This is a genomic window from Streptomyces sp. CS113, assembly GCF_002188365.1.
Classification (GTDB): Bacteria; Actinomycetota; Actinomycetes; order Streptomycetales; family Streptomycetaceae; genus Streptomyces; species Streptomyces tendae.
Genome location: NZ_KZ195574.1, coordinates 8,293,793 through 8,316,383, shown reverse-complemented (window position 1 = coordinate 8,316,383; position 22,591 = coordinate 8,293,793). Strand labels below are relative to the sequence as shown.

17 protein-coding genes are annotated in these 22,591 nt (G+C 73.4%); 9 read left to right on the top strand and 8 right to left on the bottom strand.

The window, feature by feature from the left end; translation table 11 throughout:
• Nucleotides 1-171: 171 nt before the first annotated feature.
• The 3 genes from B9W62_RS37605 (at nt 172) to B9W62_RS37595 (ending at nt 3,567) form a co-directional block, all read left to right on the top strand.
• Entirely contained in the window at nt 172-1,008 is an 837-nt protein-coding gene (locus B9W62_RS37605; protein WP_087811376.1) for an SGNH/GDSL hydrolase family protein, read from the top strand.
• A gap of 78 nt (nt 1,009-1,086) precedes the next feature.
• The gene (locus B9W62_RS37600) at nt 1,087-2,355 is read left to right on the top strand and encodes an acyltransferase family protein (RefSeq protein WP_087811375.1); all 1,269 of its coding nucleotides are present in this window, start codon (nt 1,087-1,089) and stop codon (nt 2,353-2,355) included.
• 129 nt (nt 2,356-2,484) lie between these two features.
• On the top strand, nt 2,485-3,567 hold the full coding sequence (locus B9W62_RS37595) for a MerR family transcriptional regulator (RefSeq protein WP_087811374.1): 1,083 nt from the start codon (nt 2,485-2,487) through the stop codon (nt 3,565-3,567).
• Between the two features lie 39 nt (nt 3,568-3,606).
• On the opposite strand, the gene B9W62_RS37590 is transcribed toward B9W62_RS37595, so the two are convergent.
• On the bottom strand, nt 3,607-4,707 hold the full coding sequence (locus tag B9W62_RS37590) for a winged helix DNA-binding domain-containing protein (protein ID WP_087811373.1): 1,101 nt from the start codon (nt 4,705-4,707) through the stop codon (nt 3,607-3,609).
• Complete coding sequence (locus B9W62_RS37585; protein WP_179235867.1) at nt 4,704-5,126, bottom strand: VOC family protein; 423 nt, start codon at nt 5,124-5,126, stop codon at nt 4,704-4,706. The genes B9W62_RS37590 and B9W62_RS37585 overlap by 4 nt, the downstream gene beginning before the upstream one ends.
• Before the next feature lie 132 nt (nt 5,127-5,258).
• On the opposite strand from B9W62_RS37585, the gene B9W62_RS37580 reads away from it, so the two are divergent.
• Nucleotides 5,259-6,278, top strand: a complete 1,020-nt coding sequence (locus tag B9W62_RS37580; protein ID WP_179235866.1) for a helix-turn-helix transcriptional regulator — start codon at nt 5,259-5,261, stop codon at nt 6,276-6,278.
• 16 nt (nt 6,279-6,294) lie between these two features.
• On the opposite strand, the gene B9W62_RS37575 is transcribed toward B9W62_RS37580, so the two are convergent.
• From B9W62_RS37575 to B9W62_RS37560, 4 genes are all read right to left on the bottom strand, one after another.
• On the bottom strand, nt 6,295-7,506 hold the full coding sequence (locus tag B9W62_RS37575) for a Cmx/CmrA family chloramphenicol efflux MFS transporter (protein ID WP_087811370.1): 1,212 nt from the start codon (nt 7,504-7,506) through the stop codon (nt 6,295-6,297).
• 99 nt (nt 7,507-7,605) lie between these two features.
• Nucleotides 7,606-9,900 (bottom strand): FdhF/YdeP family oxidoreductase, encoded by a 2,295-nt coding sequence (locus B9W62_RS37570; RefSeq protein WP_087811369.1) that lies wholly within the window; start codon nt 9,898-9,900, stop codon nt 7,606-7,608.
• A 57-nt stretch (nt 9,901-9,957) separates the two neighbouring features.
• Complete coding sequence (locus B9W62_RS37565; RefSeq protein ID WP_087811368.1) at nt 9,958-10,476, bottom strand: SRPBCC family protein; 519 nt, start codon at nt 10,474-10,476, stop codon at nt 9,958-9,960.
• Nucleotides 10,473-12,986: an ATP-dependent Clp protease ATP-binding subunit gene (locus B9W62_RS37560; RefSeq protein WP_087811367.1), complete on the bottom strand. Its 2,514-nt coding sequence runs from the start codon at nt 12,984-12,986 to the stop codon at nt 10,473-10,475. Before B9W62_RS37560 ends, B9W62_RS37565 begins: the two co-directional genes overlap by 4 nt.
• Before the next feature lie 124 nt (nt 12,987-13,110).
• Between B9W62_RS37560 and ligA the strand changes: the two genes are divergently transcribed.
• From ligA to B9W62_RS37535, 5 genes are all read left to right on the top strand, one after another.
• Nucleotides 13,111-15,198 (top strand): NAD-dependent DNA ligase LigA, encoded by a 2,088-nt coding sequence (gene ligA / locus B9W62_RS37555; protein ID WP_179235865.1) that lies wholly within the window; start codon nt 13,111-13,113, stop codon nt 15,196-15,198.
• A 195-nt stretch (nt 15,199-15,393) separates the two neighbouring features.
• Nucleotides 15,394-16,503: a serine hydrolase domain-containing protein gene (locus B9W62_RS37550; protein WP_087811365.1), complete on the top strand. Its 1,110-nt coding sequence runs from the start codon at nt 15,394-15,396 to the stop codon at nt 16,501-16,503.
• A 68-nt stretch (nt 16,504-16,571) separates the two neighbouring features.
• Nucleotides 16,572-17,819: an MFS transporter gene (locus tag B9W62_RS37545; protein WP_087811364.1), complete on the top strand. Its 1,248-nt coding sequence runs from the start codon at nt 16,572-16,574 to the stop codon at nt 17,817-17,819.
• 55 nt (nt 17,820-17,874) lie between these two features.
• Nucleotides 17,875-18,456: a sugar O-acetyltransferase gene (locus tag B9W62_RS37540; protein WP_087811363.1), complete on the top strand. Its 582-nt coding sequence runs from the start codon at nt 17,875-17,877 to the stop codon at nt 18,454-18,456.
• A 10-nt stretch (nt 18,457-18,466) separates the two neighbouring features.
• Nucleotides 18,467-19,042, top strand: coding sequence for a TetR/AcrR family transcriptional regulator (locus B9W62_RS37535; RefSeq protein WP_087811362.1), 576 nt, complete (start codon nt 18,467-18,469; stop codon nt 19,040-19,042).
• Between the two features lie 49 nt (nt 19,043-19,091).
• Here the strand turns inward: B9W62_RS37535 and B9W62_RS37530 are convergent, their stop codons facing one another.
• Both B9W62_RS37530 and htpG read right to left on the bottom strand, forming a co-directional pair.
• Nucleotides 19,092-20,390 (bottom strand): YeeE/YedE family protein, encoded by a 1,299-nt coding sequence (locus B9W62_RS37530; RefSeq protein WP_087811361.1) that lies wholly within the window; start codon nt 20,388-20,390, stop codon nt 19,092-19,094.
• Between the two features lie 267 nt (nt 20,391-20,657).
• Nucleotides 20,658-22,580 carry a molecular chaperone HtpG gene (htpG, locus tag B9W62_RS37525; RefSeq protein ID WP_087811360.1) on the bottom strand — a complete coding sequence of 641 codons (1,923 nt, stop codon included), beginning with the start codon at nt 22,578-22,580 and terminating at the stop codon, nt 20,658-20,660.
• Nucleotides 22,581-22,591 lie beyond the last annotated feature (11 nt).

The following is a 22,591-nucleotide window of genomic DNA, read 5'->3' as shown; positions in this document are numbered from 1 at the left end:
GGCTTTCCCTCGGCCGGCTTTCCGCGCTCGGTCTCCCCGCTCGGCCTTCCCGGCTCGGCGGCGGCCTTCTTCTGCCGGCGTGCTCGAAGCGTATGACGCCCGGCTCCGCATCAGGTGATGAAACGATGACAGCCCTCCCCGGGCCGGGACCGTGTGCCCTGTGCTGGAGGCATGGACAACGAGATCAAATCCGGCGGGCGCACGCTGCCCGCCCGCCGCGTCGTCGGGTACGCCCTCGCGGCCGCGGCCGTGGCGCTCTCCCTGACCGGCTGCCAGGACTCCGGCACCGGCGTCGAGGTCTCCGCCGGGGAGAGTGCGGCGGCCGACGCCTCGGACGGCGCCCGGGGCTCCGGCGGGAAGCGGGACGACGGGCCGCACCGGCTGCTGTGGATGGGGGACTCCATCGGCGAGGCCCAGGCGCCCGCGCTCGACGCGGCCATGAAGGCCGGGGGCGTCGCGTTCGAGTCGGTGGCCGCCGCGGGCGGTGGCGGGGTCGTCGGCGAGATCGCGGCGCCCACCTGGGACCGCCTGCCGAAGACACTCAAGACCTTCGCACCGGACGTCGTCGCCTACCAGGTCACCACCTACGACTGGGGCACCCCGGCCGAACAGCGCGCGGCCTACGAGCGCCTGGTGAAGACGGTGAACGAGGCGGGGGCCGACCTCCTGCTCGTCTCCGCCCCGCCGTTCGAGCTCGACGACTTCTACCAGCCGCACAAGAAGGAGATCGAGTCCGCGCCGCGGTCCGCGAAGAGCGTCGCCGCCAAGCACCCGGACACGGCCGCCTTCCTCGACGCCTCGGCCCTGTGGGGCGAGGACAGCGGCGCCGAGCAGGCCCAGCGCGGCAAGGACGGCATCCACTCCTGCCAGCAGGGCTCGGCCGCGTTCGCCGTCTGGTTCGGCGAACAGCTGGAGCAGCGGTACGGCTTCGACCCGGCCGCGGCCGACGCGTGGGCCACCGGGGAGTGGACCGGCGACCAGGTCTACAGCCGGCTCGGCTGCGCGTAGCCCCGGCGGAGCCCGGCCCGCCCACCGCGAGGTGTCCGCGGGCCGGGAACCCCTCGCCCCTTCGACGGAGACCAGCCCATGCCCCTGCGCCCGCCCCTGCCGGCCGCCCCCTCCCCCGCCCATCGCCGCACCCGCGCCGCACCTTCGCCGGTGCCCGGCACCCCACGGCGGCACATCGCACCGCTCGACGGACTGCGCGGCCTCGCCGTCCTGGGCGTGCTGTTCTTCCACGCCGGTCACTTCGACGGCGGGTTCCTCGGCGTCGACCTCTTCTTCGTCCTGTCCGGCTTCCTCATCACGGGCCTGCTGCTGACGGAGGCGCGGGCCCGTGGCGGCCGGATCGACCTCCTCGCTTTCTGGGGCCGACGCGCTCGGCGGCTGCTGCCCGCGCTCGCGGTCGTGCTCGCCGGCACCCTGCTCCTGGTGTGGGCCCTCGGCCCGCCCAACCTGCTCCGTTACGCCCTCGACGACGGTCCGTGGGTGACCGCGAACCTCGCCAACTGGCACTTCGTCGCCGACCGGGTGGGCTACTGGGACTCGGCGGACACCAGGGTCTTCAGTCATCTGTGGAGCATCGCGGTCGAGGAGCAGTTCTACGTGGTGTGGCCGCTGGTGCTCTGTCTGGTGGCCCGCGGCCGGGGCGCCGGACGTCGGGTGGCCGCCGTGGCCGTGGCCGGAGCCGTCGCGTCGCTGGTCCTCATGGTCGTCCTCACCACCCCGGCCGACACCACCCGGGTCTACGAGGGCACCGACACCCGCGCGTTTTCCCTCCTGCTCGGAGCGCTGGCGGCCACCCCGCCGGCCACGCGCCTGGTCTCCCGCGTCGGCGAACGCGCGGCCGGCCGGTGCAGCCTCGCCCTGGGCGCCGGTATCGGGACGTACTGGGTCGTGGCCGACGGCCAGAACTCCCCCTCCCTCTTCCACGGCGGGCTCTTCCTCCACGCCCTGGCCGCCGCGCTGCTCGTCGCCCTCCTCGCCCGGGCGCCGCACACACCTGCCGGACGGTTCCTCGCGGCCGGACCGCCGCGCCGGCTCGGCCTGATCTCCTACAGTCTGTATCTCTGGCACTGGCCCGTGTACCTGGTACTGAGCGAGGAACGGCTCGGCCTCGGGGGCGCTCCCCGTACGGCGGTGCTGCTCGCCGTGTCGGTGACGCTCGCCCGGCTCTCGAAGGTCCTGGTGGAGGACCCGGTCCGGTTCCGGGCCCGCTGGGCGAAGGGCCGCACCGGGGCGGTGGCCCTGGTCGCCACCTTCGCCGCGCTGGCCGCGCTGTGGGCGGCCGTCCCCCAGCCGAGAACCGGGCAGGGCTCGGTCGACGTCACACGTCTCGTGTCGGTCGACCGCTGATGGCCCCACGGCCCGACGGCCCGACGGCCCGACGGCTCGACGGCTCGACGGCTGTTGACCTTCACCTTGGGGCAGGCCGCAGCATCGGTGTCACCGGGCAACAGGCCCGGGACGAGGAGGAGTGGGCACGTGGGCACGGAGTTGCTGACCATAGGGGCGTTCGCGAAGGCGTCCCGGCTGTCGCCGAAGGCGCTGCGCCTCTACGACGAGCTGGGTCTGCTGCCGCCCGCCCGTGTCGACCCGGTCACCGGCTACCGCCGCTACGCCCCGGAACAGGTGGAGCGGGCGCGGCTCGTGGCCTGGCTGCGGCGCCTGGGTATGCCGCTGGCCCACATCCGGCACGTGTGCTCGCTGGACGCGGGTGCGGCGGCCGGGGAGATCCGCGCCTTCTGGGCGCGGGCCGAGGCCGACACCGCCGCCCGGCGCGACCTGGCCGCCTTCCTCGTCGACCACCTCACCCGGAGGGATCCCGCCATGTCACCCACCGCCCCGCCGCTGAGCATGCGTTACGCCGCCGCTTCCGACACCGGTCTGGTCCGCGAGAGCAACCAGGACACCGCCTACGCGGGCTCGAACCTGCTGGCCGTCGCCGACGGTTTCGGAGCCGGCGGTGCCCCGGCGAGCGCCGCCGCCGTCGCGTCACTGAGGCGGCTGGAGACCGACGGCGTCCCGGCGGACGGCCTCCTCAACGTCCTCGCGGACGCCGTGGAGGAGGCCCAGCGGGCCGTGTACGAGGCCGTGGGCACCGGTTCCACGCCGCAGGAGGCCGGTACGACCCTCACCGCGATGCTCTGGACGGGATCGCAACTCGGCCTCGTCCACGTCGGCGACTCGCGCGTGTACCTGCTGCGCGACGGGGAGCTGTTCCAGATCACGCACGACCACACCGTCGTGCAGTCGATGGTCGACGAGGGCCGCATCACGCCGGAGGAGGCCGCCTCCCACCCCCAGCGGTCGCTGCTGGTGCGGGCCCTGGGCAGGGGCGCCGACGCCACCGCCGAGATGCGCCTCCAGGACGCCCGGCCAGGGGACCGCTACCTGCTCTGTTCCGACGGCCTGTCGACCGTGGTCCCGGGCGACGGGATCCGCCGGGTGCTCGCCGCCCCGGGGGAGCCCGGGCAGGCCGTCCGCGAACTGGTGGCGCTCGCCAACGGGTCCGGCGGTCCCGACAACGTCAGCTGCGTCGTCGCGGACGTCGTACCCGGCGTGTGACACCCCGCGGCGCCCTGTCCTGCCCGGGTCACCCGCCGCTCAGGGCGGTGCCGCCCCGACCCCGACCCGGTCGCTGCCGCCCTCGGAGAGGAAGGACGCGAGGGCCCTCCCCTCCTCGGCCACCTCGGCGCGCTCCGCCGGGTCGAGCCGGCGCAGCGGGGTGACGGTGACCGTGTCGTCCTCGACGGTCCAGGTCGCGGAGACCCGGCCGTCGACGAGGACGAAACGGGCGCCGGTGACCGAGAGACCGCGGTGCGCGCCGTCGATGACGCGGCCGCGGTCCTGGTAGCCGAGGACCGCGTTGTCGAAGGCCGGCAGGAACCGCACGGGAGCGGGGGTGTCCGGGTCGGGTCGCGGCGCGTCGGGCAGGTCCAGCAGTTCCCGGCCCCGCTCGTCGCGGAAGGCGACCAGTTCCCCGCGTACCGCCGCGACGGCGGCCGGCAGCCCCGCGAGCCCGCACCAGGCGCGCAGGTCCGCCGAGGCGGCCGGCCCGAACGCGGCCAGGTAGCGGCGTACGAGTGCCGCACCGACCGGATCGGTGCCCGGCGGGGCCGGCGGGTCGACCGCGCGGCCCAGCCAGTGGGCGACCGGGACGTTGCGCACCCCGGCCCTGGTGCGCCAGATCCCGCGCGGCGGCAGTTGCACCGTCGGGATCAGCGCGGCGACCAGCATCTCGCCGAGCGGCCGCGTTCCCACCTGCGGCCACTGCCCGGCCACGGCCCGGGCGAGTTCGCCCATGGAGCGGGGCTCGCCGTCGGCCAGGACCGCCCGGCCCGCCGCCGCGAGCTCGTCGAGGTCGACCCCTTCGAGCTCGCGGCGGTAGGTGCCGAGGACGCGTCCGCGTAGCATGGCGTCGTGGCGCGACCGCCAGGCCAGTACGTCGTCGGCGGTGACGAGGTGGACGGTGCGGCGCATCAGGTGGGTGCGGACCACCCGACGCCCGGTCAGCAGGTCGTCGAGCGTCCGCGGCGCGAAGTCGCGCAGCCTCGACCACAGTCCGACGAACGGTTCCTGCGGCTCCTGCGCCTGCATGCCGCCGAGGTGCGCGACGGCGTCCAGGACCGGGCGGTCCGCACGGTCGAGGAGCAGCTGCCGGGCGAGTGCCGCCCGGTTCAGCGACCGGGCGTCGAGCACGCTCACGCGTTGTACTCGCTCACCACGTCCAGGACCCAGGTGACGCCGAACCGGTCCCGCAGCATGCCGTAGAGGGGCGCCCACTGCGCGGCCCCCAGCGGCCGCAGGACGGTCGCGCCCTCGGCGAGCTTCTCCCAGTACGCGGTGATCTCGTCGGTGGTCTCGCCGCGGACCGAGACGAAGAAGGCGTTCTCGCCCTGATTCCAGGGCAGGTCGGACGGGACGTCGTAGGCCATCACGCTCAGGCCGTCGGCGGTGGCGACCTGGCCGAACATCACCTGATCGGCCGCCGCGGGGTCCTGGACGTTGCCGGCGTCCTTGTACGTCACCAGGGTCAGGTCCCCGCCGAAGGCGGACCGGTAGAAGGTGAGGGCCTCGCGGGCGTCGCCACGGAAGTTCAGGTGGGTCACGGCTCGTGCGGTCACGACTGGCTCCTTGCCATCGCGGTGGGACGGCCCGTGGAGCGGGCCGCCGCGGGGCCGGTCCGGCTCCGCGGTGCCCACTCTGCTGCGGGTAGCGGTCAGTTTGTGGCCGCTATGTGCGGCAGCATGGTGGTCATGCAGAAGACCTCGGCCCGGCTGCTGTCCCTGCTCTCGCTGCTCCAGGCGCGCCGCGACTGGCCCGGTGCGGTGCTGGCCGAGCGGCTGGACGTCAGCCCGCGCACCCTGCGCCGCGACGTGGACCGGCTGCGCGAGCTGGGCTATCCGGTGCGGGCGGTGAAGGGCCCCGACGGCGGCTACCGCCTGGACGCCGGGACGCGGTTGCCCCCGCTGCTCTTCGACGACGAGCAGGCGGTGGCCCTCGCCGTGGCGCTGCGCACCGCGGCCGCGACCGGCGCCGGGATCGAGGACGGCGCGGCCCGGGCGCTGGCGACCCTGCGCCAGGTCATGCCGGCCCGGCTGCGGCACCGTATCGACGCCCTCCAGGTCACCTCCGTCGCACGGTCGGCGCCCCGGCCGCAGCCCCAGGCGGACACCGGCGTGCTGATGGCGCTCAGCGCCGCCGTCCAGGCCCGCGAGGTGCTGCGCTTCGACCACACCCCGGCCCACCCCTCGGACACCTCGGACACCGCGGACTCCGCGCCCGGGGCCGTGCCGCCCCCGCGCCGGGTGGAGCCGCACCATCTGGTCACCCGGGGCGGGCGCTGGTACCTGGTCGCCTGGGACCTGGACCGCGCGGACTGGCGGGTCTTCCGCGCCGACCGGATCACCCCGCGCACGCCCACCGGCCCCCGCTTCACTCCGCGGGACCTGCCGGGCAAGGACGTGGCCGCGTTCCTGACCGGCAGGTTCCGCGGCTCCGACGGCTCCGCGGACTGGCCCTGCCGCGGAGCGGTGGTCCTCCACCTGCCCGCCTCCGCGGTGTCGCCGCACGCCGCCGACGGGACCGTCGAGGAACTGGGTCCCGACCGCTGCCGGCTCACGATGGGCTCCTGGTCGTGGCCCTCGCTGGCCGCCGCCTTCTGCCTCTACGACACCGACATCGAGGTCGTCGGCCCGCCCGCGCTCCAGGAGGCGTTCGCCGGGCTGGCCGGCCGCTGTGCCAGGGCCGCCGCGGAGCGGCCCCGGCCGGGGTGAGTGCCGCCTTGCGGCGTCACACCCGCTGGGTCCGGTCCACGCTCACCGTCTCGGTGGTCGGGCCGCCGCCCGCCACGACGCGCGACCGGCTGTGCAGCCGCAGGGAGACGGTGACGAAACCGATGGCGACCAGGGTCATCGCCCCGCCCGCCCAGGCGGTGGCGGCGTATCCGAAGTCCGCGTCGATCACCGTGCCGCCGAGCCAGGGACCGCCGGTGTTGCCCAGGTTGAACGCGGCGGTCGTGGTCGCGCCCGCGAGGGTCGGCGCGGCACCGGCGACGTTGAACATGCGCGCGTTGAGCGCGGGCGCGGTGTAGAAGGCGGAGACGCCGAGCAGCAGCGACAGGACGATCACGACGGCCGGGCTGGCGGCGAACAGCGCGAGGGCGGCCAGCAGCACCGTCGACGCGGTGATGCCGGAGAGCAGTACGCCGAAGAGGTGCGCGTCGGCGACCCGGCCGCCGATCGTCGTGCCGATGAGCGCGCCGACGCCGAACAGGGCCAGCACGGTGGGCACCCAGCCGTCCGCGAGGCCGGCCACGTCGGTGAGCAGCGGGGCGAGGTAGGAGAAGGCGCAGAAGACGCCGCCGGCGGCTAGCGCGGTCACGACGATGGACAGCCAGACCTGGCGGTCCCGGTAGATCGCCAGCTCGCCCCGCAGGCGGGTGGGCCGCTCGGGCAGCGGGATGCGGGGGATCAGGGTCACCACGCCGACGAGCGCGACGGCGGACGCGCCGCCCACGGCCCAGAACGCGGACCGCCACCCCAGGTGCTCGCCGAGGAAGGCGCCGGCCGGGACGCCGAGGACGTTGGCGATGGACAGTCCGCCGATCATCACGGCCATCGCGCGCGCCCGCGCGGTCACCGGCACCATCGCGATGGCCACGGCCGCGCCCACCGCCCAGAAGCCGGCGCAGGCGAGCGCGCTGACGACCCGCGAGACGAACAGGATCTCGTAGCTCGTCGCGAGCGCGCCCGCGACCTGGCCGACGCCGAACACCGAGATCAGCGCGACCAGCGTGGTCTTGCGGGGCAGGCGCAGGGTCGCCACGGCGAGCAGCGGCGCGCCGACCACCATGCCGATCGCGAACGCCGATATCAGCAGCCCGGCTTGTGGGATCGACACGTCCATGTCGTCGGCGATGGGCGGCAGCAGCCCGGAGAGCATGAACTCGCTGGTGCCGAGCGCGAAGACGGACAGGCCGAGGATGTAGACGGCGAGCGGCATGCGTCCGGCCGCGGGCCGTGGGGAAGAGTCGGGCATGACAGGTGCCAACGGGGCCCCGTCGGCCGCCATTCCCGCGGCGGGGCCCGTCTCACGATGCGGTTACGGCACCGAGCGTTCCAGCCGGACGAGGATGCCCTTCGAGGTGGGCTGGTTGCTGATGTCGGCGACGCTGTCCAGCGGGACCAGGACCTGTGTCTCCGGGTAGTACGCGGCGGCGGAACCGCGCGCCGTGGGGTACGGGACCACTTCGAAGCCCTCGGCCCGCCGCTCGGTGTCGTCGTGCCACACGCCGACGACGTCGACGCGGTCCCCCTCGGTCAGGGACAGGGCGCTGAGGTCCTCCGGGTTGACCATGACCACCCGGCGGCTGCCGTGGATGCCCCGGTAGCGGTCGTTGAGCGTGTAGGGGATGGTGTTCCACTGGTCGTGGGAGCGCAGCGTTTGCAGCATCAGGTGGCCCTCGGGCACGTCCGGCGTCCGCCAGGTGTTGCGGGTGAACATGGCCTTCCCGGTGGCGGTGCGGTACACGCCCTCGTTGACGGGGTTGGGCAGCCGGATGCCGCCGGGGCGTGCCACGCGCCGGTTGAAGTCGTGCAGGCCCGGCACGATCCGGGAGATCCGGTCGCGGATCGCGCTGTAGTCGGCCTCGAACTCCTCCCAGGGCACGTGGCCGGGGCCGGTGCCGAGGGTGCGGCGGGCGAGCCGGCACAGGATGGAGACCTCGCTGAGCAGCAGGGGGGAGGCCGGTTTGAGCCGTCCCCGGGTGGTGTGCACCTCGCTCATCGAGTTCTCCACCGTGACGAACTGCTCGCCACCCGCCTGCTGGTCGCGTTCGGTCCGACCGAGGGTGGGCAGGATCAGCGCGGTCTCCCCGCAGACGGTGTGGGACCCGTTGAGCTTGGTGGAGACGTGGGCGGTCAGGCGGCAGCCGCGCATGGCCTCCTCGGTGACCGCGCTGTCGGGGGCGGCCCGCACGAAGTTGCCCGCGACGCCGAGGAAGACCTTGACGCGGCCCTCCCGCATCGCCTTGATCGCGTTCACCGAGTCCAGGCCGTGGGCGCGCGGCGGGTCGAAGCCGAACTCGTCGCGCAGGGCGTCCAGGAAGGAGTCCGGCATCTGCTCCCAGATGCCCATCGTGCGGTCGCCCTGGACGTTGCTGTGGCCGCGCACCGGGCAGGCGCCGGCTCCGGCCCTGCCGAGGTTGCCGCGCAGCAGCAGGAAGTTGACGATCTCCCGGATGGTGGGCACGCCGTGCTTGTGCTGGGTGACGCCCATCGCCCAGCAGACGATGACGCGTTCGCTGCCGAGGACCTCGTCGCGGACCCGCTCGATCTCCTCGCGGGTCAGACCGGTGGTGGCGACCACGTCGTCCCAGGAGACCTGCCGGGCGTGTTCGGCGAACTCCTCGAAGCCGCTGGTGCTGTCCCGGATGAACGCGTGGTCGAGGACCGTGCCGGGCCGGGCGTCCTCGGCCTCGAGCAGCAACCGGTTCAGCGCCTGGAACAGGGCGAGGTCGCCGCCGGGCCGGATGTGCAGGAACCGGTCGGCGATCCGGACGCCCTGGCCGATCACCCCGCGTGCCTTCTGCGGGTTCTTGAACCTGAGCAGCCCCGCCTCCGGGAGCGGATTGACGGCGACGATGCGGGCGCCGTTGCGCTTGGCCTGCTCCAGCGCGGACAGCTGCCGCGGGTGGTTGGTGCCGGGGTTCTGTCCCACCAGGAAGATCAGGTCGGCGTGGTGGAGGTCGTCGAGGCTCACCGTGCCCTTGCCGGTGCCCAGGGTCTCGTGCAGGGCGAAGCCGCTCGACTCGTGGCACATGTTGCTGCAATCGGGCAGGTTGTTGGTGCCGTACGCCCGGGCGAAGAGCTGGAGGACGAACGCGGCCTCGTTGCTGACCCGGCCCGAGGTGTAGAAGACCGCCTCGTCGGGGGTGTCCAGACCCTTCAGTTCCCCGGCGAGCAGGTCCAGGGCGTCGCGCCAGCTGATCGGCTCGTAGTGGTCGGATCCGGGCCGCTTGACCATCGGCTCGGTGAGGCGCCCCTGCTGGTTCAGCCACAGGTCGGAGCGCCCGGCCAGGTCGGAGACGGAGTGCTCGCGGAAGAAGTCGGCGGTGATCCGCCGCGTCGTCGCCTCGTCGTTGATGTGCTTGGCGCCGTTCTCGCAGTACTCGTTGCGGTGGCGGTGGCCGGGCGCGGGGTCCGCCCAGGCGCAGCCCGGGCAGTCGATCCCGTCCACCTGGTTCATGGTCAGCAGGTCCACCGCGGTTTCCTTCGGGGACGTCTGCGCCAGGGAGTACTCCAGTGCGTGCACCACCGCGGGCACGCCCGCGGCCCAGGTCTTGGGCGGGGTGACGGTCAGGTCGTCCCGGGGTTCGTCCCTGGGCGGCTTCTTCATCGGCGGATCGCCTCTCGTTCGCTGTGTTTCGGGTACGGGCCCGGATCCGGGGCCCGGTCAGCCCACGGGCCAGACGGCCACCCGGCTGCGCGGCGGCTCGGGCTCCCCGGGCCGCACCTGGCCGCCGCGGATGGTCCCCCGCCAGGCGCCGCTCGCCTCCCCGTGCCCTTCGATGTACGCCTTGAAGTGCGCGAGTTCGCGCCGCAGGACGCGGCCGGCCACGCCGGGGACCGCGGTGAGCACGCCGGTGATTCCGCGCGGGCCGGCCGACATCCGCACGGTCACCGAGGTGCGCTCCCCCTGGACCGGCCGGAACGTCACCTCGCCCCGGTGACCGTGGCGTTGCCCGAGGCTGCGCCAGGTCAGGTGCGAGTCGGGCACCTGGTCCACGATCTCGGTCGCGAACTCCCGGCGCAGGGGGCCGAGTCCGACGACCCACAGGGTCACGGCGGGCCTGATCTGCTCGACCCGCTTGACGGTGGTCATGAACCGCGGGAAGCACTCGAACTGGGTCCACTGGTCGTACGCGGTGCGCACCGGTACGGCGATCTCGACGGTTTCCTCGACGGTGTTCATGTGCCGCTCGCCTCCAAGGGTCGTGCGGTGCCGGACTTGTCGACCGTGCAGTGCAGGGAGTCGTCCACCACGTCGGCGACGATGGTGTCGCCGGGGTCGGCCTCGCCGCCGAGGAGCAGGTCGGCAATGCGGTTGTCGAGTTCGGCCTGAATGGTGCGCCTGAGCGGCCGGGCGCCGAACTCCGGCTGGTGGCCGTGGGCGATCAGCAGCCTCTTGGCCGCCTCCGTGACCTTCAGCTTCATGCCCTGGGCGTGCACCCGCCGTTCGCTCTGGGCCAGCAGGTGGTCCACGATCCGCGACAGGTCGTCCTCGGTGAGGCCGTGGAAGACGATGATCTCGTCGATGCGGTTGAGGAACTCCGGCAGGAACCGTCCCCGCAGCTCCTGCGTCAGCTCGTCCTTGAGGTCGGACACGTCGCCCTGGTGGTCGAGGATGCGGCGGGCGCCGATGTTGGACGTCATGATGACCACGCAGTGCCGGAAGTCGACGGTGCGGCCCTGTCCGTCGGTGAGGCGGCCGTCGTCGAGGATTTGCAGCAGGGTGTTGAAGACGTCGGGGTGGGCCTTCTCCACCTCGTCGAACAGGACCACGCTGTAGGGCTGCCGGCGGACCTTCTCGGTGAGCTGGCCGGCCTCCTCGTAGCCGACGTATCCGGGAGGCGCGCCGACGAGCCGGGCGACCGTGTGCTTCTCCTGGAACTCGCTCATGTCGAAGCGGACCATGCGGTTCTCCTCGCCGAACAGCAGCTCGGCGAGGGTCTTGGCCAGCTCGGTCTTGCCGACGCCGGTGGGGCCGAGGAAGAGGAAGGAGCCCACGGGCCGGTCGGGGTCGCCCATGCCGGCCCGGTTGCGGCGCACGGCCCGCGAGACGGCGGTGACCGCCTCGTCCTGGCCGACGATCCGGGCGTGCATCTCCTCCTCCAGCCTGAGCAGCCGCTCCTTCTCCCCGGCCGTCAGCTGGGCGACCGGGATGCCGGTGCGGCGGGAGATCACGTCCGCGATGTCGTCGGCGGTCACGGAGACGACGCCCTCGCGGCGCTCCTCGATGCCCGCCAGTTCGCCCTCCACCTCGGCGATCTCGCGCTTCAGCTCGCCCGCCCGGGCGTAGTCCTCGGCGGCGACGGCCTGCTCCTGCTCCCGGCGCAGCTTCGCGATGCGGTCCTCGCGGCTGACCACCTCGGTGGAGCGGCTCGCGCTGCGCAGCCGTACCCGGGCACCGGCCTGGTCCATGACGTCGATCGCCTTGTCGGGCAGGAAGCGGTCGCTGACGTAGCGGTCCGACAGTTCCGCCGCCGCGGTCAGCGCTCCGTCGGCGAAGCGGACCTGGTGGTGTGCCTCGTAGGCGTCGCGCAGGCCCTCCAGGATCTGCACCGTCTCCTCGACCGAGGGCTCGGGGACCATCACGGGCTGGAAGCGGCGTTCGAGGGCCGCGTCCTTCTCGACGTACTTGCGGTACTCGTCGATGGTCGTCGCGCCCACCACGTGCAGCTCGCCGCGCGCGAGGGCGGGCTTGAGCATGTTGCCGGCGTCCATGGAGCCCTCGCCGGTGGCCCCGGCGCCGACGACGGTGTGCAGTTCGTCGATGAACAGGATGATGTCGCCGCGGGCCTGCTGGACGTCCTCGATGACCTTCTTGAGCCGCTCCTCGAACTGGCCCCGGTACTGCGCGCCCGCCACCATGGCGGACAGGTCGAGGGCGACGACCCGCTTGTCCTTCAGTGTGTTCGGGACCTCGCCGGCCACGATGCGCTGGGCCAGTCCCTCCACGATGGCGGTCTTGCCGACGCCGGGCTCGCCGATCAGCACCGGGTTGTTCTTGGAGCGCCGGGAGAGGATCTCGACGGTCTGCTCGATCTCCTCGGCGCGGCCGACGACGGGGTCGAGTTTCCCGGCCTTCGCCTCGTCGGTCAGGTCCCGTCCGTACTCGTCCAGCGTGGTGGCGGGTTTCCCACCGTCGTCGCCCGGGGTCCCGCCCGAGCGGGCGGCCTGCTCGGTGAGCCCCTCCAGCTTGCCGATGTCCTGCCCTTCCGCGCCCAGCAGCCGGGCCGCGCCGGTGTCGCCGTCCGCCAGCAGGGCGCCCAGGATGTGCTCGGGGCCGATGTAGGAGACGCCGGATGCCCGGGAGCGGGCGTAGGCGGTGGCGAGGGTGCGCTTGGCGGCCGGGGTGAGGCCCGGCTCTGCGGACGGCTCGCCCGCCTCCCGGGGCAGGACCTCGGCGATCCGGGCCGCGAGCGCGTCGGGATCGGCTCCCGCCCGGGCGAGCAGTCCCCGCGCGGGCTCGACCTGGGTGGCCGCCCACAGCAGGTGCTCCGTGTCCAGGTCGGACGTCCCGTCCTCCAGGGCCCGCCGTGCCGCCAGATTGAGGAGCTCCTGCGAGGACTCGGTCAGCATCCGGCCGATCGGCACCCGCTGCACGGCGGGGGGCGAGGACGCGGGCGAGGTACCGAAGAACCGGTTGAACAGATCACTGAACGGATCGGACGCGCCGAATCCGAACGACGACATCGACATGACAGCTCCTGGGGCGGTGGCGAGTCCGTTCCACCGAAACCCCATGTCGGTCCCTCCGCAAGCGGAGCGGCCGCCGTACGGCGGCGCGGACCCGTTGTCAGTGGTCGGCGGCATGATGTGGCCCATGACTACTCCGGCAGCAGTGATCGTGGACGCCACCGCCTACGCCCAGGCGGTCGAGGACGCCGCGCGCGCGGCGGCCGCCTACTACGCGGGCGGCTCCTCGCCGATGGACGACGACGCCTACGACCGGCTGGCGCGAGGGATCGCCGCGTGGGAGGCCGAGCACCCGGGCGAGGTGCTGCCCGACTCCCCCACCGGCAAGGTCGCCGGCGGCGCGGCCGAGGGGGACGTGCCGCACACGGTGCCGATGCTCAGTCTGGACAACGTGTTCTCGCCGGAGGAGTTCACCGCCTGGACGGCGTCCCTGGCCCGGCGCGTCGACCACGAGGTCGCCCGGTTCGCCGTGGGCCCGAAACTGGACGGCCTCGCGGTGGCCGCCCGCTACCACGAGGGGCGGCTCACCCGGCTGATCACCCGGGGCGACGGCACGGCCGGTGAGGACGTCTCGCACGCGATCGGCACCGTGGAGGGACTGCCCGAGACGCTGGCGGAGCCGGTGACCGTCGAGGTGCGGGGCGAGATCCTGATGACGACGGCCCAGTTCGAGCACGCCAACGAGGTGCGCATCCAGCACGGCGGGCAGCCCTTCGCCAACCCGCGCAACGCGGCCGCGGGCACCCTGCGCGCCAAGGAGCGCGCCTACACGGTGCCGATGACCTTCTTCGGCTACGGCCTGCTCGCCCTGCCCGACACCGACGCGGCGCTCGCCGGGCGGCTGGACGAGCTGGCGTACAGCGAGCTGATGGAGACGGCGGCCGGGCTCGGCGTGCACACCAGCGCGGGCACCGCGGTGCCGGACGTGGTCGTCGAGACGCCCGAGCAGGTGGTGGCCCGGGTCCACGAGATCGCCGCGCTCCGTGCCGAGCTGCCGTTCGGCATCGACGGGATCGTCGTCAAGGCGGACCTCGCCGCCGACCGGCGGGCCGCCGGGTCCGGCTCGCGGGCGCCGCGGTGGGCGATCGCGTACAAGCTCCCGGCCGTCGAGAAGATCACCCGGCTGCTGGAGGTGGAGTGGAACGTCGGCCGTACCGGCATCATCGCCCCGCGCGGCGTCCTGGAGCCGGTGGTCATCGACGGCTCCACGATCACCTACGCCACGCTGCACAATCCGGCCGACATCACCCGGCGCGGCCTGCGGCTGGGCGACCACGTGATGGTGCACCGCGCCGGTGACGTCATCCCGCGCATCGAGGCTCCGGTCGCACATCTGCGGACGGGCGAGGAGCAGCCCATCGTCTTCCCCGAGGTGTGTCCGCGCTGCGGATCGGACATCGACACGAGCGAGGAGCGCTGGCGGTGCGCGCAGGGCCGCAACTGCCACCTGGTCGCCTCCCTCGCCTACGCCGCCGGGCGCGACCAGCTCGACATCGAGGGCCTGGGCACCACCCGCGTCGTCCAGCTCGCCGAGGCGGGTCTCGTCGCCGACCTGGCCGATCTCTTCCTGCTCCGGCGCGAGCAGTTGCTCGCTCTGGAGCGGATGGGCGAGACCAGCACCGACAACCTGCTCGCCGCGCTCGCCCGGGCCAAGGAGCAGCCGCTGTCCCGGGTGCTGTGCGCGCTGGGCGTCCGGGGCACCGGCCGGTCCATGTCCCGGCGCATCGCCCGGTACTTCGCCACCATGGACCACATACGCGCCGCCGACGCCGAGGCCATGCAGCGGGTCGACGGCATCGGGGTGGAGAAGGCCCCCTCGGTCGTCGCGGAGATCGCCGAACTCGCCCCGCTCATCGACAAGCTCGCCGCCGCCGGCGTCAACATGACCGAGCCAGGCGCGACCCCGCCCCCGCCCGCCGACGCGGACGGCGCGGACGGGACGCCCGAGACACCGGGGGACGGCGGGCCCCTGGCGGGCATGAAGGTGGTCGTCACCGGCGCGATGACCGGCGATCTGGAACGGCTCAGCCGCAACGAGATGAACGAACTGATCGAACGGGCCGGCGGCCGCTCGTCCTCCAGCGTCTCCAAGAACACGACGCTCGTCGTCGCGGGCGAGGGGGCGGGTTCGAAGCGGGCCAAGGCGGAGCAGCTCGGCGTCCGGCTGGCCACCCCCGAGGAGTTCGCCGCGCTCGTCGCCGACCTGCTCGGCTGAGACCGGGCGCGCCCGCGCGCGGGGGCGCGGGCGGTGGGTGCTGGTGCCACCCGTGCGGGCCGAGGGGGGTGTTGGTGACACCCCCGGGCCGGGGGCCAGTCCCACTGATCTTCCTTCCCGGCCCTGAGAGGGTCGTCGGTGCAGGGACACCGTCCGCCCGCCGCAGTCGGGCGGCCACGAACAGGGGGAAGACACATGCACCGCAAGCGACTCGCCGCCGCGGTCCTGCTCGCCGCCACGCTCACCGGGGCGTTCGCGCCCGCGGCGGCGGCCCACCCGGCGCACCGCCCCGACCCCGTGCAGCGCCAACTGGACCTGCTCACCACCCGCGACGGCGTCCCCGGCGCGCTCGCGTACGACGGCAGGACGACCCGCACCTCCGGCGTCGCCGACCTGGACTCGGGCCGGCCCATGGCCGACGAGCGGGGCCGGTTCCGGCTCGCCAGCGACACCAAGGCGTTCACTGCGACCGCGGTGATGCGGCTGGTGGTGGACGGCCGCCTGCGCCTCGGCGACCGCGCGGGCTCCTACGTGCCCCAACTGGCCGACAGCCCCATCACCGTACGGCAGTTGCTGAAGCAGACCAGCGGGCTCGCGGAGTACTTGGCGCTGGTGGACTGGACCCGGCCGGGGACGCCCGAGGACTACCTGGCCCTGGCGCTCGACGCGGAGCCCGTCTTCGCGCCCGGCACGGACTGGGGCTACTCCAACACCAACTACCTGGTCCTCGGCATGGTGATCGACGAGGTGTCCGGGGTCGGCTTCCGCAGGTACGTGGAGCGCACGGTCCTGCGCCCGCTGCACCTGGACGACACCTACTGGCCCGCGCCCGGCGAGCTGGACCTGCGCGGCCCGCACGCCCGGAACTACGGCGTGCACCCCGCGCACCCGCAGGACGGCAGGGTGGACGTGACCGAGCTGCCGGGTTACGAGTTCGGCGCGTCCGGCGGCCTCGTGTCCACACCCGTCGACCTGAACGCCTTCTGGGACGGTCTGCTCGGTGGCCGGCTGCTGCCCGGCTGGGCGGTGCGCCTCATGACGCGGGACACCACCGACATCGGCGGCCGCGACGTCTACCCGGCCGGCAGCCGCTACGGCTACGGCCTCGCCTCAATCCCGCTCAGCTGCGGCGGCGTCTACTGGGGCCACGGCGGGGACCTGCCCGGCGGTTCGGTGGGCGGCGGACGGGCCACGGGCGGCCGGGGCACCGTGACCGTCTACACCACGACCTGGGCGGCCGAGGGCGACGGCCTGCGCCATCTCCAGGGCGCCGTGGACGCGGCCCTGTGCGCCAAGGGGCGCTGAAAGAGCCCCTCCAGCCGGTGCCGGACGGGAGTGTACGTTCGTACGCCCCGGCGGGTAGGCTCCCGCGCATGACTGTTGACGTACTGCGCCGGCCCGCCCCGGCCGACCGGCGGGCTCGGCTGGCCGTCGCCGTGCTGTTCTTCACCAACGGAGCCCTGTTCGCCAACCTGCTGCCGAGGTATCCGCAGATCAAGGCGGACCTCGGCATCGGGAACGCCGCCTACGGACTGGCCGTGGCGGCGTTCCCGGCGGGAGCCATCACGGCCGGGCTGGCGGCCGGGATCCTGGTGCGCCGGTTCGGTTCGGCGCGGGTGGCGGTCGGCGGCACGCTGCTGACCGGGGTGGGCATCCTCGCCGCCGGACTCGCGGACTCGGTCGTGGTGTTCGCGGGGGCGCTGTTCCTGGCCGGGGCGATGGACGCCTTCACCGACGTCGCGCAGAACGCCCACGGCCTCCGGGTGCAGCGCCGCTACGGACGTTCCATCATCAACTCCTTCCACGCCATCTGGTCCATCGGCGCCGTCACCGGCGGGTCCATGGCCGCCGCCGCGATCGCGCTCGGCGTCGCGCGCGGCCCGCACCTGCTCTTCTCCGCCGTGGTCTTCGCGGTCGCGGCGTGCGTCGCCCTGCGCTACTGCCTGCCGGGCCCGGAGACCGGGACCGAACCGGTCGCGGAGACCGGGACCGAACCGGTCGCGGAGACCGGCGCCGGGGACTCCGCGCCGGCGCCGGTCCGGGCCCCGGCGACCGGCCTGCGCACCGGCTGGGTACTGGCCGCCCTCGTCCTCATCGCCACGGCCGGCACCCTCGTGGAGGACGCGGGCATGTCCTGGGCCACCCTCTACCTCTCCGACTCACTGCACGCCACGGCGGCGCTGGCCGCGTCCGGGTATGTCGCGCTGGTCGGCGCGCAGTTCGTCGGCCGGATCGTCGGCGACCGGCTCGTGGACCGTTTCGGCCAGCGCGCGGTGGCCCGCTCCGGCGCCCTGATCGCCGCGGTCGGCATGGGCCTGGCGCTGGCCGTGCCGACGGTGCCGGGCACGGTCCTCGGGTTCGCCGCGGCCGGATTCGGGGTGGCGACGCTGGTCCCGGCGGCGATGCACGAGGCCGACGAACTGCCCGGCCTCAAGCCCGGGTCGGGGCTGACCCTCGTCTCCTGGCTGATGCGGCTCGGCTTCCTGCTCTCCCCGCCGGTGGTGGGCCTGGTCGCCGACGCGACGAGCCTGCGGGTGGGCCTGCTGGTGGTGCCGCTCGCGGGGCTCCTCGTGCTCCTGTGCGCGGGCGTGCTCCAGCCCCGGCGCCGCACCACCGGGTGATCCCGCCCCGCCGAAGAGTGTACGTTCGTACGCTTCCCGGGGTAGGATCTGGCGCATGCCGACGGACCACTTCGCGGGCGACTCCCGCACCCACCTCGAACGCATGCTGGCGGGCGACCTCTACATCGCCGACGACCCGGAGATCGCCCGCAGGCAGCAGCAGGCCGTGCGGCTGGCCGCCCGGTACCAGGCCGCCTACGCGGAGGACGCGGAGGCGGCGCGACCGCTCCTCGAGGAACTGCTCGGCTCGCTGGGGGCCGAGGCACACGTGCGGCCGCCGCTGTACGTCGACTACGGCAGCAACATCACCGTCGGCGCGCGCACCTTCGTCAACTACAACCTGACGGCGCTGGACGTCGCGGCGATCACCATCGGCGAGGACTGCCAGATCGGGCCCAACGTCCAGTTGCTCACCCCCACGCACCCCCTGGAGCCCGGACCGCGGCGGGACAAGCTGGAGGCCGCCCGCCCCATCGTCATCGGCGACAACGTCTGGCTGGGCGGCGGCGCGATCGTACTGCCGGGCGTCACGATCGGGGACAACTCCGTCATCGGTGCCGGCGCGGTCGTCACCAAGGACGTGCCGCCGAACGTCGTGGCGGTCGGCAACCCTGCCCGGCCGGTGCGGAACGTGTAAGTCTGCTCCCATGGCAACCGGACACACGGATCCGCAGCGGCGGGAGCGCATCCTCGCCGCCACCCTCGACCTGATCGCCGAGGAGGGCATCGCACGCGTCTCGCACCGCAGGATCGCGCAGCGCGCGGGGGTGCCGCTCGGCTCGATGACGTACCACTTCACCGGCATCGAGCAGCTGCTGCGGGAGGCCTTCGGCCGGTTCACCGACCACATCGTCGCGGTGTTCGACGAGCATCTCGGCGCCGCCGCCGACCGCGACGAGGCCCGGGAAGCGGTGGCCGACCTGGTGCACGAGCTGTCCGAGGACAGCCAGCGCGACCTGGTGCTCACCCAGGAGCTGTACACGCTCGCCGCGCGGCAACCGGCGTACCGGGAGCTGACCCACGAGTGGATGCGCCGCAGTCGCGTCCACCTGGAGAAGCACTTCGACCCCGACACGGCCCGCCAGCTCGACGCCCTCATCGAGGGCCTGACGCTGCACCGCGCGCTGGCCCGGGAGCCGCACGGGCGCGCCCTCACCCTGGAGGCCATCGCCCGGGTCACCACCACGGACCGGGGCGCACCCCGGGCCGGCGACACCCCCTAGCTGCCCGTGCGGCGCAGGCCTGACCCCTGTGCCGCACGGGCGTCCCCCGTCAGCAGACGCCGTCGCCCGGCTTGGGGTTGCCCAGGCCGAACAGGGGCCGCAGTTTGAGGCCCACCCAGGTACCGGCCAGCGCGAAGGCGCCCCACAGCCAGCCGCTGAGGCTGCCCGAGGCGATGCCCGCGAGGTAGGCGCCGATGTTGCAGCCGCCGGCCAGCCGGGCGCCGATGCCCATCAGCACACCGCCGAGCACCGCCGCGACGGCGGTACGCCAGGGGATGCCCCGGTGCAGCGCCCAGGTGCCGCCGAGCGAGGCGGCGACGGCCGCGCCGATCATGATGCCGATGTCGGTGAGGCTGGTCTTGTCGGCGAGCACCGGACCGGCCAGCATCTCGGCGTTGCCGGGCCGCTGCCACCAGCTCCAGTTCTCCGGGTGGCCGCCGAGCGCGCCGACCAGTTCCGAGCCCCACAGGCTGAAGGCGCTGGTGACGCCCCAGGCGCCGCCGGACACCAGCAGGACGCCCGCGCCGAGCACCGCCAGCGCGAGGGCGCCGACGGCCAGGGGCCAGGAGCCGCGGACGGCACGGACGGCCGCCCGGCGTGCCGAGGGCACGGCGCCCAGCGGCGGCGGGTTGCGGCGGGCCTGGACGCGCCGGCTGACCAGCACCACGAGGAGCAGGGCGCCGATGGTCACGGCCCAGGAGCCGAACCAGCCGAGGTGCTCGGACAGCACGACGGGCTCCCAGGCGGGCAGGTCCTTCCACAGGTCGAACTGCCAGGCGGCCAGCGTGGCGCCCGCCACGAAGCCGCCCAGGGTCAGCACGATCGACGTCTGTCCCGAGCCGACCGCGAACAGCGTGCCCGACGCGCAGGCGCCGCCGAGCTGCATGCCGATCGCGAAGAGCGCGGATCCGGCGAACAGACCGACGCCGATCGGCCCGGCGGACGGCGCCGGCTGGGAGCCGAACACCCCGGTCTCCGTCCCGATGAGGAGCGCGAAGAGTGTGGCCGTGGTGCCGAGGAGCAGGGCGTGCGCCCGCAGCCCGGAGCCGTTGCCGACGGCGACCAGCTGCCGCCAGGCGGAGGTGAAGCCGAACCGGGAGTGGAAGAGGGCGACGCCCAGACCGAGGCCGAGCAGGAGCAGCACGCCGGGCTTGGCGCCGTGTGCGGACCACACGTAGGCGGTCAGGGCGGCGGCGAGGAGCCCCGACACGGCGAGCGGTGTCCGCCGCACCGGGGGCAGGGGCGGTGCCGCGGGGCGTTGCGAGGAGGTGGGTGAGGGAGCGAACAGCGGGGTGGACGCGCGCGGCGGTGCGGCCGGGGACGACCCGGCCGGTGGTGCGGTGGTCACGGAAGGATCTCCGGGGTGGTGTGCACGGGGACGGCGGACGCTGGTGGACCGGCGGCGCGGGGAGCGCGGCCGGTCCGGGGTCTCAGCGGCGACAGAGGCCGTCGTCGACGCACCACGCCGAGCACGCGAAGAGCGCGAGGCACAGCAACGGAGCCGATGCATACATGCGTACGAAGATACGGATGGGTGTGCTCCGCATGCCACGCCGTCTCGCCATGCGGATGGCGGACGGCGTGGAACCCATGTCTGCCGGGTCTTTCCTGCTGTTTACAGGGTGCGTTCCAGGCGGTCCGCCATCAGCTGGACGAACCGGGCGGGCTCCTTGGGCCGGCCGCCCTCGGCGAGCACCGCGAGCGCGTGCAGCAGCTCGGCCGTCTCGGTGAGTTCGGCGCGGTCCCGCCGGTCGGTCCAGGCCCGGTTCAGGGACTTCACCAGCTGGTGCTCGGGGTTGAGTTCGAGGATCCGCTTGGCGCTGGGCACCTCCTGGCCCATCGCCCGGTACATGTTCTCCAGGGCCGGCGTCAGCTCGCCCGAGTCCGAGACGACGCAGGCCGGGGAGACGGTCAGTCGGTGGGAGAGGCGGACCTCCTTGACCTCCTCGCCCAGGTGCTCCGTCATCCAGCCGAGCAGCCCGGCGTACTCCTCGCCCTGCTTCTCCTTCTCGGCGTCGCTCTTGTCCTCCTCGGTGCCGGACAGGTCGATCTCGCCCTTGGCGACCGAGCGCAGCGTCTTGCCCTCGTACTCCCCGACCGCGTCGACCCAGACCTCGTCGACGGCGTCGGTGAGCAGGAGCACCTCGACGCCCTTGGCCCGGAACGCCTCCATGTGCGGGGAGTTCTCGATGGCCTGCCGGGACTCGCCGGTCATGTAGTAGATGTCGTCCTGCCCCTCCTTCATCCGCTCCACGTAGTCCTTGAGCGCGGTGGGCTCCTCGGCGTCGTGGGTGGACGCGAACGAGCAGGCGGCGAGGATCGCGTCCCGGTTGTCGGAGTCGGTCACCAGGCCTTCCTTGAGCACCGCTCCGAACTCCCGCCAGAACGTGGCGTAGCGGTCCGGCGCCGACGTCCTGAGGTCCTTGACCGTCGAGAGGACCTTCTTCGTCAGCCGGCGCTGGATCATGCGGATGTGGCGGTCCTGCTGGAGGATCTCGCGGGAGACGTTGAGCGAGAGGTCCTGCGCGTCGACGACGCCCTTGACGAAGCGGAGGTAGGGCGGCAGCAGTTCCTCGCAGTCGTCCATGATGAAGACGCGCTTCACGTACAGCTGGACGCCGCGCTGGTAGCCCTGGGTGAACAGGTCGTGCGGGGCGTGCGAGGGCACGAAGAGCAGGGCCTGGTACTCGAAGGTGCCCTCCGCCTGGAGCCGGATCGTCTCCAGCGGGTCGCGCCAGTCGTGGGCGATGTGCTTGTACAGCTCGTGGTACTCCTCGTCGGACACCTCGTCGCGCGGGCGCGCCCACAGGGCCTTCATGGAGTTGAGCGTCTCGGGCTCGCGTGCCTCGGCGCCGTCGCCGTCGCCGTCGTCGCCGTCCTTGCCCGGCTCGGGCAGCAGGCGGACCGGCCAGGTGATGAAGTCCGAGTACCGCTTGACGATCTCCTTGATCTTCCACGCGGAGGTGTAGTCGTGCAGCTGGTTCTCGGCGTCGGCCGGCTTGAGGTGCAGGGTGACCGCGGTGCCCTGCGGGGCCTCGTCGATCCGTTCCAGGGTGTACGTGCCCTCGCCGCGCGAGGTCCACCGGGTGCCCTCGGTCTCACCGGCGTGCCGGGTGACCAGGGTGACCTCGTCCGCCACCATGAAGCCCGAGTAGAAGCCGACCCCGAACTGGCCGATGAGCCCGTCGGCCCCGGCCGCGTCCTTCGCCTCGCGCAGCTCCTGGAGGAACTGGGCGGTGCCCGAGTTGGCGATCGTGCCGATCAGCCGGGTGACCTCGTCGTACGACATGCCGATGCCGTTGTCCCGCACGGTCAGGGTGCGGGCGTCCTTGTCGACCTCCAACTCGATGTGCAGGTCGCTCACATCGGCGTCGGGTGCGTCGTCGCGCAGGGTGGCGAGGCGCAGCTTGTCCAGCGCGTCGGAGGCGTTGGAGACGAGCTCGCGCAGGAAGACATCCTTGTTCGAGTAGACGGAGTGAATCATCAGCTGGAGCAGCTGACGCGCCTCTACCTGGAACTCAAACGTTTCGGTCGTCATGGCTGGTGCGT